This window comes from Caulobacter sp. 602-2, assembly GCF_011043625.1.
In the GTDB taxonomy this organism is placed as follows: domain Bacteria; phylum Pseudomonadota; class Alphaproteobacteria; order Caulobacterales; family Caulobacteraceae; genus Caulobacter.
Window position 1 is genome coordinate 171803 of record NZ_JAAKGT010000001.1, and the last position, 13002, is coordinate 184804.

Annotated in this window: 10 protein-coding genes and 1 pseudogene; all 11 read left to right on the plus strand. The window is 68.0% G+C overall.

The features are described from left to right. The first annotated feature begins 4 nt into the window (after positions 1-4). The 11 genes and pseudogenes from dnaE to G5B46_RS00765 all read left to right on the plus strand — a co-directional run bounded on the left by dnaE (position 5) and on the right by G5B46_RS00765 (position 12985). On the plus strand, positions 5-3436 hold the full coding sequence (gene dnaE, locus G5B46_RS00715; RefSeq protein WP_165255215.1) for a DNA polymerase III subunit alpha: 3432 nt from the start codon (positions 5-7) through the stop codon (positions 3434-3436). Positions 3437-3766: 330 nt separating this feature from the next. Beyond that, a complete protein-coding gene (locus G5B46_RS00720; RefSeq protein WP_165255216.1) occupies positions 3767-4117 on the plus strand; it encodes a GFA family protein in 351 nt (116 codons plus the stop codon). Positions 4118-4544: 427 nt separating this feature from the next. Continuing rightward, positions 4545-4644 (plus strand): annotated as a pseudogene (locus G5B46_RS00725) (IS5/IS1182 family transposase); the annotation flags it as partial. Positions 4645-5510: 866 nt separating this feature from the next. After that, positions 5511-6329 (plus strand): 30S ribosomal protein S2, encoded by an 819-nt coding sequence (rpsB, locus tag G5B46_RS00730; protein ID WP_165255217.1) that lies wholly within the window; start codon positions 5511-5513, stop codon positions 6327-6329. A gap of 110 nt (positions 6330-6439) precedes the next feature. Further along, positions 6440-7381: a translation elongation factor Ts gene (gene tsf, locus G5B46_RS00735; protein WP_165255218.1), complete on the plus strand. Its 942-nt coding sequence runs from the start codon at positions 6440-6442 to the stop codon at positions 7379-7381. A 202-nt stretch (positions 7382-7583) separates the two neighbouring features. Continuing rightward, complete coding sequence (pyrH, locus tag G5B46_RS00740; protein ID WP_165255219.1) at positions 7584-8315, plus strand: UMP kinase; 732 nt, start codon at positions 7584-7586, stop codon at positions 8313-8315. A 27-nt stretch (positions 8316-8342) separates the two neighbouring features. After that, entirely contained in the window at positions 8343-8909 is a 567-nt protein-coding gene (frr, locus tag G5B46_RS00745) for a ribosome recycling factor (protein WP_165255220.1), read from the plus strand. Between the two features lie 65 nt (positions 8910-8974). After that, a complete protein-coding gene (gene uppS / locus G5B46_RS00750; protein WP_165255222.1) occupies positions 8975-9751 on the plus strand; it encodes a polyprenyl diphosphate synthase in 777 nt (258 codons plus the stop codon). Beyond that, positions 9729-10577 carry a phosphatidate cytidylyltransferase gene (locus G5B46_RS00755; RefSeq protein ID WP_165255223.1) on the plus strand — a complete coding sequence of 283 codons (849 nt, stop codon included), beginning with the start codon at positions 9729-9731 and terminating at the stop codon, positions 10575-10577. Before uppS ends, G5B46_RS00755 begins: the two co-directional genes overlap by 23 nt. Continuing rightward, positions 10565-11755 carry a 1-deoxy-D-xylulose-5-phosphate reductoisomerase gene (gene dxr, locus G5B46_RS00760; RefSeq protein ID WP_165255225.1) on the plus strand — a complete coding sequence of 397 codons (1191 nt, stop codon included), beginning with the start codon at positions 10565-10567 and terminating at the stop codon, positions 11753-11755. Before G5B46_RS00755 ends, dxr begins: the two co-directional genes overlap by 13 nt. Before the next feature lie 63 nt (positions 11756-11818). Beyond that, positions 11819-12985, plus strand: coding sequence for a M50 family metallopeptidase (locus tag G5B46_RS00765; RefSeq protein ID WP_240903281.1), 1167 nt, complete (start codon positions 11819-11821; stop codon positions 12983-12985). The last annotated feature ends 17 nt before the right edge of the window (positions 12986-13002 follow it).

Genomic DNA, 13002 nt, shown 5'->3' on the forward strand with positions numbered 1-13002 from the left:
TGTGATGTCGGGTGTGGAAGGCCAGGGTTTCGTCCACCTCCGCGTCCGGTCGGCCTATTCGCTGCTGGAAGGGGCCATCAAGGCCGACAAGATTCCGGGCATGGCCGCCGCCGGCGGCATGCCCGCCGCGGGGATCGCCGATCGGGCCAACCTGTTCGGCGCCCTGGAGTTCTCCGTCTATTCCAAGGACAACGGCGTTCAGCCGATCATAGGCTGCGCCCTGCCGGTGAAGGGCATCGGCGCCAAGCCGTCCGAGCGCTGGTCGCGCGAGCCGACGATCACCCTGCTGGTGCAGAACGAGCGGGGCTATCTGAACCTCTCGGAGTTGTCGTCGCTGGCCTATCTGGAAAGCGGCGAACTGGCCGAGCCGGTCGTGCCGTGGGCCAAGGTGGTCGAGTACTCCGAAGGCCTGATCCTGCTGTCGGGCGGCACCGACGGCCCGGTCGACAGCCTGTTCGCGGCCGGCAAGACGTCCGAGGGCGTCGCCGCCCTGGCCGAGATGCAGAAGGTGTTCGGCGACCGCTTCTATGTCGAGCTGCAGAGGCATGGCCTGCCGCAGCAGGCCGCGGCCGAGCCGGGCCTGGTGGACTGGGCCTACGAGCACGACGCGCCGCTGGTCGCCACCAACGACTGCTACTACGCCAAGCCCGAGCTCTACGACGCCCACGATGCGCTGCTGTGCATCGCCGACGGCTCGTTCGTGGGCCAGGACGAGCGTCGCCGGGTGACGCCCGAGCACTGGTTCAAGCCGGCCGACGACATGCGCAAACTGTTCGCCGACCTGCCCGAAGCCTGCGACAACACGCTCGACATCGCCCGCCGCTGCGCCTTCATGGTCAAGAAGCGCGACCCGATCCTGCCCAGCTTCCCGACGGGCGACGGCCGCAACGAGGCCGAGGAACTGGCGCACCAGGCGCGCGAAGGGCTGCGCAAGCGGCTCGACGGCCTGACCCTGGCCATGGAAGAGCACGTCTATTGGGAGCGGCTCGACTTCGAGCTCGGCATCATCGTCAAGATGGGCTTCCCCGGCTACTTCCTGATCGTTTCCGACTTCATCAAGTGGGGCAAGGATCACGGCATCCCGGTCGGTCCGGGGCGGGGGTCGGGCGCCGGCTCGCTGGTCGCCTGGGTGCTGACCATCACCGACCTCGACCCGCTGCGCTTTGGCCTGCTGTTCGAGCGCTTCCTCAATCCCGAACGGGTCTCCATGCCCGACTTCGACGTCGACTTCTGCCAGGAGCGTCGCGAAGAGGTGATCTCCTACGTGCAGGAGAAGTACGGCCGCGACCGCGTGGCCCAGATCATCACCTTCGGTTCGTTGCAGGCCCGCGCCGTGCTGCGCGACGTCGGCCGGGTGATGCAGCTGCCGCTGGGCCTGGTCGACCGTCTCTGCAAGATGGTGCCCAACAACCCGGCAGCGCCGGTCACTCTGGCCCAGGCCATCGACATCGAGCCGCGCCTCAAGCAGGCCAAGAACGAGGACGCCAACGTCTCCAACTGCCTGGACGTGGCCCTGCAGCTGGAAGGCCTGTTCCGCAACGCCTCGACCCACGCCGCCGGCGTGGTGATCGGCGATCGCCCGCTGACCCAGCTGACGCCGCTCTACAAGGATCCGCGCTCGGACCTGCCCGCCACCCAGTTCAACATGAAGTGGGTCGAGAGCGCCGGCCTGGTGAAGTTCGACTTCCTGGGCCTGAAGACCCTGACCGTGCTCGACCGCGCGGTGAAGCACCTGCGCAAGCGCGGCATGGAGGTGGACCTGGGCCGCCTGCCGTTCGACGACGCCAAGAGCTACGAACTGCTGGCCTCGGGTCAGACGGTCGGCGTGTTCCAGCTGGAAAGCCAGGGCATGCGCGACACCCTGCGCAAGATGCGCTGCGGCTCGATCGAGGAGATCACCGCGCTGATCTCGCTCTATCGCCCGGGTCCGATGGACAACATCGACACCTTCGTCGACTGCAAGTTCGGCCGAAAGCCCGTCGACACCCTGCATCCCTCGCTCGAGAACGTGCTGCGCGAGACCTACGGGGTCATCGTCTACCAGGAGCAGGTGATGCAGATCGCCCAGATCCTGGCCGGCTACAGCCTGGGCGAGGCCGACCTGCTGCGTCGCGCCATGGGTAAGAAGAAGAAAGAGGAGATGGATCTCCAGAAGATCCGCTTCGTCTCCGGCGCCAAGGAAAAGGGCGTGCCGGAAGAGCAGTCGGGCTCGATCTTCGAACTGGTGGCCAAGTTCGCCGGCTACGGCTTCAACAAGAGCCACGCGGCCGCCTACGCCCTGATCGCCTATCAGACGGCCTGGCTGAAGGCCAACACGCCGGTCGAGTTCCTCGCCGCGTCGATGAGCCTGGATATCTCCAACACCGACAAGCTGGCGGTGTTCCACCAGGACGCCCGCCGCTTCAACATCACCGTGCGGGCCCCGGACGTGAACCGCTCGGGCGCCGACTTCGAGGTCGAGAACGGCGAGGTGCTCTACGCGCTGGGCGCGGTGCGCAACGTCGGCCTGGAAGCGATGAAGCATCTGGTGGCCGTGCGCGAGGAGGGCGGGCCGTTCCGCGACATCTTCGACTTCGTCGAGCGCGTCGATCCCAAGCAGGTCAACAAGCGGGCCATCGAAAACCTGGCGCGGGCAGGGGCCTTCGACTCGTTCAACAAGAACCGCGCCCAGGTGTTCGCCAACGCCGACGTGCTGATCGCCCACGGCCAGAGCGTCGCGGCCGATCGCCAGGGCGGCCAGCACGCGCTGTTCGGCGGCGATGCGGCCGCCAGCCGTCCGCGCCTGAAGAAGGTCGAACCCTGGACCCAGGTCGACCTGCTCGACGAGGAACTGTCGGCCGTCGGCTTCTACCTGACCGGCCACCCGCTGGAGGACATGGTCGGCATGCTGCGCCGCCGGCGCACCGTGATGCTGACCGAGGCCATGGCCCAGGCCGAGGCCGGGGCCGAGGCCCTGCGCATGTGCGGCATCGTCCGTCGCCGCCAGGAGCGCGCCTCCCAGAGCGGCGAGCGTTTCGCCTTCGTCTCGCTGTCGGATCCGTCGGGCGAGTACGAGGTGCTGTTCCCGCCAGAGTCCCTGCGCAAGTGCCGTGACGTGCTGGAGCCCGGCAAGGGCGTGGTCATCAAGGTCCGCTCCAAGGCCCGCGACGGCGAGGTGCGCTTCTTCGGCGACGACGCCGAGCCGATCGAGAAGGCCATCGAGAACGTGGTGGCGGGGCTGCGCGTGCACCTGTCGCCGGCGGCCACCGAGATCGAGGCCCTCAAGCGCCGCATCGAGCCGGCCATGACCCAGAAGGGCGGCGAGATCAGCTTCGTCGCAGCCCTGGGCGGCGGACGCGAGATCGAACTGAAGCTGCCGGGCCGCTACACGCTCGACGCCTCGCTGCGCGGCGCGTTGAAGACCGCGCCGGGCGTGGCGCTGCTGGAAGACATCTAGGCGCGCGCGGCGCCCTGATCGGGCTCGTTGCGCCTTGGGGCGGGAGCGGGCTTGGACTGGCCGAGAACCTCGGTGGCCCGAGGCTGGATCGTCGCTGGCGGTTTCGCGCGGCGGTCGCGGTGGATTGGTTTCGTCGGCGTGGCGGGCGGCGCTGCTCCGCGCCGGCCTGGTGCCGGCTGCGCCTGGGCAGCCCGAGCAGTACGGGCGGCGCGGGTGGCCTGTGTACGGCGTGGTCGGTGCATGTCCTGCGCCGTCGGTCGCATGGCGTGGGCTGGTGAGAGACGACAAGACCGCCGGATCCGCGGCCCGGCGTATCCAAGGGAGGAAGCCATGAGCAAGCATACCGGCGGCTGCCAATGCGGCAGGGTCCGTTTCGAGGTCGAGGGCGATCTGTCTCAGACCATCGCCTGCAACTGTTCGCGCTGCGCCAAGCTGGGCTCGGTTCTGGCCTTTGCGCCCATCGAAGCCTTCACGCTGCTGTCGGGCGAGGACGCCCTGACCGAATACCGGTTCAACACCGGCAAGATCCAGCACCTGTTCTGCGCCGACTGCGGCATCGAATCCTTCGCTCGCGGCGAGGCGCCGAACGGCGCGAAGATGGCGGCGATCAACGTCCGCTGCATCGACGGCGTCGACGTCTTCGCCCTGGAGCCGCAGCAGGTGGACGGCAAGTCCTTCTAAGCGCGGGGGCGGCGTAAGCCGAGCGGCCGGGAAGGGCGGGGCGGTGTTCGATCGCGCTGCCGCGCCGGCCTGGCTCTCGGCGTCTTAGGGGGCGCTGGCAGTCACCCGGCACGGGCTTCCAAACCCGCTTCTCTGCGCGGTGGAGATCTAAGCGCGGTCAGCGGGGCGTCCTCGGCCCCGCCACCCCTTGGGAGACAGCTTGGGCCCCCGCCTTCGCGGGGGAATTCGGAGGGAAGTTGGCCGGTTAGCGTAGTGTCGATCCCGCTCTAGCCGGCTCAACTGCCGTAGGCTTCGCTGGGAGGCGTCTCGACGATCTGAGGTCTGTCATCCCGGCCGCAGCGAAGCGGAGCGCCGGGATCCCCCGCAATTGGCGAGCCTGTAGACGTGGGACGTCCTGGCTCTACGAACAGCTGACGCGCTTCTTCGGAAGGCGCACCGCTCGGCGGCGGGCACAAAGGGGAGGCTTCCTCCAAGCCATAGGTCGCTCGCGCGGCGGCCGCACGACCAAGGTTCACGGCTTGGTCGATGAGCGCGGCAAGCCGCGAGCGTTGCTGTTCAGCGCTGGGAACATCAACGTTATCAGCATGGCGGCGGCCCTGATCCGGGCCGCCGGCCATTCCGTCGCCCGCTCGCCGTCCGGGCCTTCGACGCTAGCCATTTCGGCCAGAGACTGGCCGAGCGCGGCGCTGTCATTCCTTCCACGCCGGAACCCAAGTACAGTACCCAGGTCGAAGTAGAACGTTCTGCCGGGCGGCGACGCCGAGCGGGCGAACGACATTGAGCTGGGACGACCGAGAAGTCTTGGAGAGGGTCCGGTCGAAGTCGTTGGGCGACCTGCGTGGGCCTGGCCGGGAAGCCCGACTGTGGGGACTTTGAGTGGCGGCGAGGCTCCCGTGAGAGGCACGCGAGGGATCAGGAGCAGGGATGCGGCGATGGGCGCTGCCGCCAAGGCGGTCAGCGTCCGCCAGGGTGAGCGTCCCAGATGGCTCCATCCGGGCGCTGCTGGGGCCGTCGCCGTCGAGGCGCGTTCCATTCAGGCCCAAGGCCGCGAGCACGGCGCGCCTCTCCTTGCCCGTCTTGGCCGCCCGAGTGACTGGAGCCCCGAGCGCGCCGCCCGGTCGCGATTCTCCTCGAACTCGTCCATGACGGGGAAGGGGCGGGGCCGCGCGTACCGCCACGGCGGCGTTTCGGGTCCGATCCGGCCCCGGACGGGGGGCTGCGGGCCTTTTGGCTTGCTTTTCGACGGGCGAGCGACTATCTGCGCGCCATTCCACACGTGGACGTTCGGCAGCGCCGGGGAGACATCCCGTCGTCGCCGTTCCGGTCCCGTCTCCAGAATGGTCTGGAGCGGGGGTGTCCACGGAGGTTCAACCGGAAAAAGGATAAAGGCCCGATGGCTCTTCCCGAATTCTCCATGCGTCAGCTCCTGGAAGCCGGCGCCCACTTCGGCCACCAGACGCACCGCTGGAACCCGAAGATGGACCGCTACATCTTCGGTTCGCGCTCGAACATCCACATCATCGACCTGTCGCAGACCATCCCGCTGCTGCACCAGGCCCTGGTGAAGGTCCGTGAAGTCGCCGCCGCCGGCGGCCGCGTGCTGTTCGTCGGCACCAAGCGTCAGGCTTCGGATCCGGTCGCCACGGCCGCCAAGCGCTGCGCCCAGTACTACGTCAACCACCGTTGGCTCGGCGGCACGCTGACCAACTGGCGCACCGTCTCGGGTTCGATCGCGCGTCTGCGTGAACTCGAAGGCGTCCTGTCGGGCGAAGGCGTGGGCCGTTCCAAGAAGGAACTGCTGCAGCTGACCCGCGAGCGCGACAAGCTGGAACTGTCGCTGGGCGGCATCAAGGACATGGGCGGCATCCCCGACATCATGTTCGTGATCGACACCAACAAGGAAGCGATCGCGATCCTGGAAGCCCGCAAGCTGAACATCCCGGTCGTCGCCATCCTCGACACCAACTGCGACCCGGACGGCATCACCTACCCGATCCCGGGCAACGACGACGCCGCCCGCGCCCTGCAGCTGTACTGCGACCTGATCGCCGACGCCGTCCTGGACGGCCTGGCCGCTGGTCAAGCCGCTTCGGGCGTGGACCTGGGCGCTTCGGCCAACCCGGTCGAGCCGGCCCTGGCCCGCGAACTGGCCCCGGAAGCCGCCGCTGAAGAAGCCGTTGCTCCGGCCGCCGACGAATCGGCCGCTGGCTGATTTTTCTTCGGCCGCCGGCTCTCCTGACGAGGGCCGGCGGCCGTCGCGCTACCGACACGCGACCGGGCTATCAAGCTCGGTCGCTAAACGTTTGAATCTGGAGATTTTCCATGGCTGAGATCACGGCTGCGCTGGTCAAGGAACTGCGCGAGAAGTCCGGCGTCGGCATGATGGACTGCAAGAAGGCCCTGGCCGAGAACAACGGCGACATCGAGGCCTCCATCGACTGGCTGCGCGCCAAGGGCCTGTCCAAGGCCGCCAAGAAGGCCGATCGCGCCGCCGCCGAAGGCCTGGTGGCCATCGCCGTGTCGGAAAACGGCGCGGGTGAAACCGCCACCGCCGTCGAAGTGAACGCCGAAACCGACTTCGTGTCGCGCAACGACCTGTTCCAGGTCGCCGCTCGTCAGATCGCCGGCGCCGCCCTGGGCACCGACGGTTCGATCGACGCCATCACCAGCGCCAAGCTGGCTGGCGGCGAGACCGTTCAAGACCACCTGACCAACCTGATCGCCACGATCGGCGAGAACATGATGGTCCGTCGCGCCGCCAAGCACAGCGTCGAGAACGGCGTCGTCGCCTCGTACGTCCACAACGCCACCGCGCCGGACCTCGGCCGCATCGGCGTGCTGGTCGCCCTCGAGTCGACCGCCGGCGACAAGGCCGCCCTGCGCGAGCTGGGCCGCAAGATCGCCATGCACGTGGCCGCGACCGCCCCGCTGTCGCTGTCGCCGGACGATCTGGACCCGGCCGCCATCGAGCGTGAAAAGGCCGTGTTCACCGAGCAGGCTCTGGAATCGGGCAAGCCGGCTTCGGTCATCGAGAAGATGATCGAAGGCCGCATCCGCAAGTTCCTGGAAGAAGTCGTGCTGCTGAAGCAAGCCTTCGTCATGAACCCGGACCAGACCGTCGAGCAGCTGGTGGCCGAAGCCGGCAAGACCCTGGGCGCCCCGATCACCGTGAAGGGCTTCACCCGTCTCGCCCTCGGCGAAGGCGTGGAAAAGAAGCAAGACGACTTCGCCGCCGAAGTCGCCTCGATGACCGGTCAGGCCTAAGGCCGATCAAGACAGTGAAAGCGGCGAGCCTCGGGTTCGCCGCTTTCAAGGTCTACAAAGCAAGGGCGCGGCGCGGATCGAACGCGCGCCGCGCCCTTTTTTTGCGCTTGCACGGCGTCGCGCCGTGATGGCGCAAAACCGATCCCACTTTTGTGTAACGCGCTCTATGGTGCGTGCCGACGACTCAGGAAGAGCCCGGTCCATGTCTGATCCCACCCCCGCCAAGCCGTATCGTCGCCTTCTGCTGAAGGTTTCCGGCGAAGTGCTGATGGGCGACACGCCCTACGGGATCGACACCAACACCGTCCAATCGGTCGCGCTGGATATCGCCGAGATCGTCAAGTCGGGCGTCGAGCTGTGCCTGGTGATCGGCGGCGGCAACATCTTCCGCGGCATGGCCGGCGCGGCCAAGGGCATGGAGCGCTCCAGCGCCGACTACATGGGCATGCTGGCCACGGTCATGAACGCCCTGGCCATGCAGGACGCCCTCGAGCGCATCGGCGTGGAAACGCGCGTGCAGTCGGCCATCCCGATGGCCACGGTCTGCGAGCCCTACATCCGTCGCCGCGCCCAGCGCCACCTCGAGAAGGGCCGCGTGGTGATCTTCGCCGCCGGCACCGGCAACCCGTTCTTCACCACCGACACCGCCGCCGCCCTGCGCGCCGCCGAGATGCAGTGCGACGCGCTGTTCAAGGGCACCAGCGTCGACGGCGTCTACACCGCCGATCCCAAGAAGGATCCGACCGCCCAGCGCTATGATCGCCTGAGCTACATGGACGTGCTGGCCAAGGACCTGCGCGTCATGGACGCCTCGGCGGTCGCGTTGATGCGCGACAGCAACATCCCGATCGTGGTGTTCTCGATCAAGGGGCGGGGCAACCTGCTCAGCGTGCTGCGTGGCGAAGGCACGCACACCGTCGTCGCGAACGCCTGATTTCATAAAGCGAAGAGAGCCCTAGCCATGGCCGCCGCCGAAAAGCCCGTCCTTTCCCGCTACAAAGACCGCATGGACAAGGCCGTGCTCGCCCTGAAGGACGAGTTCGGCTCCCTGCGCACCGGCCGCGCTTCGGCCAGCCTGCTCGATCAGGTGATGGTCGAGGCCTACGGTTCGACCACGCCGCTGAACGCCGTGGCCTCGGTCAGCGTGCCCGAGCCCCGCCAGATCAACGTCAGCGTCTGGGACCGCGGCGTCGTCGTCTCGGTCGAGAAGGCCATCCGCGCCTCGGGCCTGGGCCTGAACCCGGTGGTCGAAGGCCAGAACCTGCGCATTCCGATCCCGCCGCTGACCGAAGAGCGCCGCAAGGACCTCTCGAAGATCGCCGGCAAGTACGCCGAACAACAGAAGATCGCCGTTCGCAACGTCCGTCGTGACGCCAACGACGACCTGAAGAAGGCGGAAAAGGACGGCGTCATCAACGAAGACGACCGCAAGAAGATGGAAACCGAGGTTCAGAAGCTGACCGATGAAGCCGTCAAGCGCATCGACGAGGCCTTGAAAACCAAGGAACAAGAGATCATGCAGGTCTGATCGTCCTCTCTGGTCAAACCCGATTAGCGGGCTCCTGGGGGATGAGAAGGGAAGGCTAAGAGCGCATGTCGCCGAAGACCGGCCTGCAGACCAAGACCGCGCGCCCCGGGGGCGAGGCCGGCGCGGGACTGCATGCGGCCATCATCATGGACGGCAACGGCCGGTGGGCCAAGCGACGCGGCATGCCGCGCGCGCTTGGGCACCGGGCCGGCGTCAACGCGCTCAAGCGTACCGTCGAGGGCGCGCCGTCGGCGGGCGTCGGCGTGCTGACGGTGTTCGGCTTCTCGACCGAGAACTGGCGCCGCCCGGCCCAGGAAGTCTCCGAACTGATGGGCCTGCTCAAGGCCTATGTCGAATCGGACCTCGACCGGCTGAGCCGTGAGGGCGTCCGTGTGCGGATCATCGGCCGCCGCACGGGCCTGTCGCCCGACGTGCTCGAAGTGATCGAGCGGGCCGAGCGCCGCACCGCCCATAACGACCGCTTCCTGCTGCAGGTGGCTTTCAACTATGGCGGCCAGGCCGACATCGCCGACGCCGCGCGGCGCTTCGCCGAGCGGGTCGAGCGGGGCGAGGCGAGGGCGGCCGACCTGGACGAGGCGATGTTCGGCTCGTTCCTGTCGACCTCGGCCGCGCCCGCGCCCGACCTGATCGTGCGCACCAGCGGCGAGCACCGCATCTCGAATTTCCTGCTCTGGGAATGCGCCTACGCCGAGCTGGTGTTCCAGGACGTGCTGTGGCCCGACTACGGGCCCGAGCACCTGGCCGCCGCCGTCGCGGAGTATCGTAGCCGTGACCGGCGCTATGGAGGCATTGCGGCCGATGACGTCGCCGTCGCCGGCTAAGCGCTTCAACTGGGGCAATCTGGGAACGCGCGTGGCTTCGGCCACCGTGCTCGTTCCCACGGTCGTGGCCGCCGTGTGGTTCGGCCAGGTGTGGTTCCTGCTGCTGCTGGCCGTCTGCACCGCGCTGCTGGCGCGCGAGTGGGGCATGATGAGCGCCCCCAAGGCCCCGATCGGGGTTGCGGTCGCCGTCGGCGTGGCGGTGCTGATCTCGCTGGTCGCCGCCTTCCGCGGGCACTACATCCTGACCTGGCCGCTGGCCGCCGCCGGCGCGGTCGCCGCCGCCCTGCTGGCCCGCGGCGCCGTCGAGCGCCGGGCCGACGCGGCCTATGGCGTGATCTACATCGCGCCGGCCTGCATCACCCTGCTGTGGCTGCGGCTGAGCCCCGCCGGGCTGTCGTGGACGCTGCTGCTCTTCGCGGTGACCTGGTTCGCCGACATCTTCGCCTACGTCACCGGCAGCATCTTCAAGGGGCCCAAGCTGTGGCCCCGGTTCTCGCCCAACAAGACCTGGTCGGGCTTCTTCGGCGGCCTGCTGGCCGCGGCCCTGGCGGCGGTCGGCGTCGACCAACTGGCCGAGGCCCTGCCGCGCCTGCCCGACATGGACCTGACCTGGCCGGTGGCCGCCGTCATCGGCTTCCTCGGCGGCCTGGCCACCATGACCGGCGACCTCTGGGAATCGATGCTCAAGCGCCGCTTCGGCGTGAAGGACTCCGGCGACCTGATCCCGGGCCATGGCGGGCTGCTCGACCGGGTCGACGGCCTGATGTTCGCCGCCATCGTCGTGGCCGCCGTACGCCTGTTCGACCAGTGGGGATGGCTGCCTTGACCGCACGTAAGGTGGTGGTGCTCGGTTCGACCGGCTCCATCGGCGTTTCCACCCTCGATCTCTTCGAGCAGTCCAAGGTTCCGGTCGAGATCCTGGCCTTGGCGGCCGGCCGCAATGTCGAGCGGCTGGCGCAGCAGGCGCTGCGCTGGCGTCCAAAGCTGGCGGTGATCGAGGACGAGGCCCTTCTGGGCGAGCTTCGCGAGCGCCTGGCCGGTTCCGGCGTCGAGGCCGCCGCCGGCTCGGACGCGGTCGCGCAGGCCGCCGCCATGGGCGCCGACTGGGTGATGTCGGCGATCGTCGGCGCCGCCGGCCTTGCGCCCACCCTGGCCGCAGCCCGCACGGGCGCGGTCGTGGCTCTGGCCAACAAGGAAAGCCTGGTCTGCGCCGGCCCCGAACTGCTGCGCATCTCGCGCGCGGCGGGCGGGACGGTGATCCCGGTTGATTCCGAGCATTCGGCGATTTTCCAGGTGCTGCAGCCGGCCTGCTTGGACCGCGTCGCCCGCCTGATCCTCACCGCCTCGGGCGGCCCGTTCCGCACCTGGACCCGTGAGCAGATGGCCGCGGCCACGCCCGAGCAGGCGATCGCCCACCCGAACTGGTCGATGGGCGCCAAGATCTCGGTCGATTCCGCCTCGATGATGAACAAGGGGCTCGAGATGATCGAGGCCTCGTACCTGTTCGACACGCCCGAGGAGCGGATCGGCGTCGTCATCCATCCCCAATCGGTGATCCACAGCCTTGTGGAGTACACCGACGGCTCGACCTTGGCGCAGCTGGGCCCGCCCGACATGCGCAGCCCGATCTCCTACGCCTATTCCTGGCCCGAGCGCCTGGCCTGGCCGGCCAAGCCGCTGGACCTGGGCGCCTACGCCCAGCTGACCTTCGAGGATCCGGACCTTTCGCGCTTCCCGCTGCTGGGCGTCGCGCGCGAGGCGCTGCGCCTGGGCGGAGGGGCTCCGACGGCGATGAACGCCGCTAACGAAATCGCCGTCGCGGCTTTCCTTGACCGGCAGATCGGCTTTCTCGATATTGCCGCGTCGGTTGAGGGGACGCTGGAACGCATGAACGGGGTAGGGGACCTCGCCGTAACGGCGGGTGACGTTCTTGATACAGCCGTCATGATCGACGGTTCCGCTCGCCGTATTGCGGCCGAGGTTGTCGCTCACAAGCGGCATTAGGAAAAGTGACCGGGGAGCTCTGATTCCAAGCCGATGATCAGTCTTCTGATCGCGATCGTGTCCATGATCATCGTGTTGTCCGTCGTGGTGACGGTGCACGAGCTGGGACACTATTGGGCCGCGCGGGCCTGCGGGGTGGCGATCGATCGCTTCTCCATCGGCTTTGGCGCGCCCCTGGTTTCCTGGCGCGACAAGCGGGGCGTCGAGTGGCGCATCGCCACGATCCCGCTGGGCGGCTACGTGCGCTTCGCCGGCGACGAGAACGCCGCCAGCGTGCCCGACCAGAACGACCTGGACGCCATGAAGGCCGAGATCGCCCAGCGCGAGGGCGCCGAGGCGGTCAAGAAGTACTTCCATTTCAAGCCGATCTGGCAGCGGGCGGTGATCGCCGCCGCCGGCCCGTTCGCCAATTTCGTGCTGGCGACGCTGATCTTCGCCATCGTCCTGCTGTTCGTCGGCGACCTGAAGTCGCCCGCCACCGTTTCGGCGGTGATCCCGGGCGGCGCTGCGGCCGAGGCGGGCTTCCGCCCTGGCGACACCATCGTCCGCATGGACGGCCGCAACGTGAAGGACTTCCAGCAGGTCCAGCGCTACGTCAACCTGCGCGCCAAGCTGCCGATCGAGTTCGTCGTCGAGCGCGGCGGCCAGACCGTCTCGCTGACCGCCACTCCGCGCCTGGTCGAGCAGAAGGACCGGTTCAGCGGCCGCGTGAAGGTCGGCCGGCTGGATCTCGAAAGCCGCAGCCGACCCTATCTGCAGAAGTCCACCCTGCTGAGCGCCATTCCTGACGCCGTCGGTCAGGTCTGGGACATGATCAAGACCATCGGCTTCTATCTGGGGCGTCTGCTGACCGGTCAGCTGCCGGCCGACCAGATCAGCGGCATCATCGGCATCGGCCACTCGGCCGGCGCGGTGACCAAGGCCAGCGTCGAGGGCGCGCCTGACGTCGGCACGGTGATGCTGCGGTTGCTGTTCAACCAGCTGCTGTTCATCGCCAGCCTGTCGGTCAGCATCGGCTTCATGAACCTGCTGCCGATCCCGGTGCTCGATGGCGGCCACCTGCTGCTCTATGCCTATGAGGCCGTGTTCCGGCGTCCTCTGCGAGCCGATTTCCAGGCCGCCGGTTTCCGGGCTGGCCTTGCCTTGATCCTGTGTTTCATGCTGTTCGCGGCCTGGAACGACCTCAACCGCTTCGACGTGTTCAAATTCATCGGCGGCCTGTTCACGTGAACGATCGCCGCCCGTCC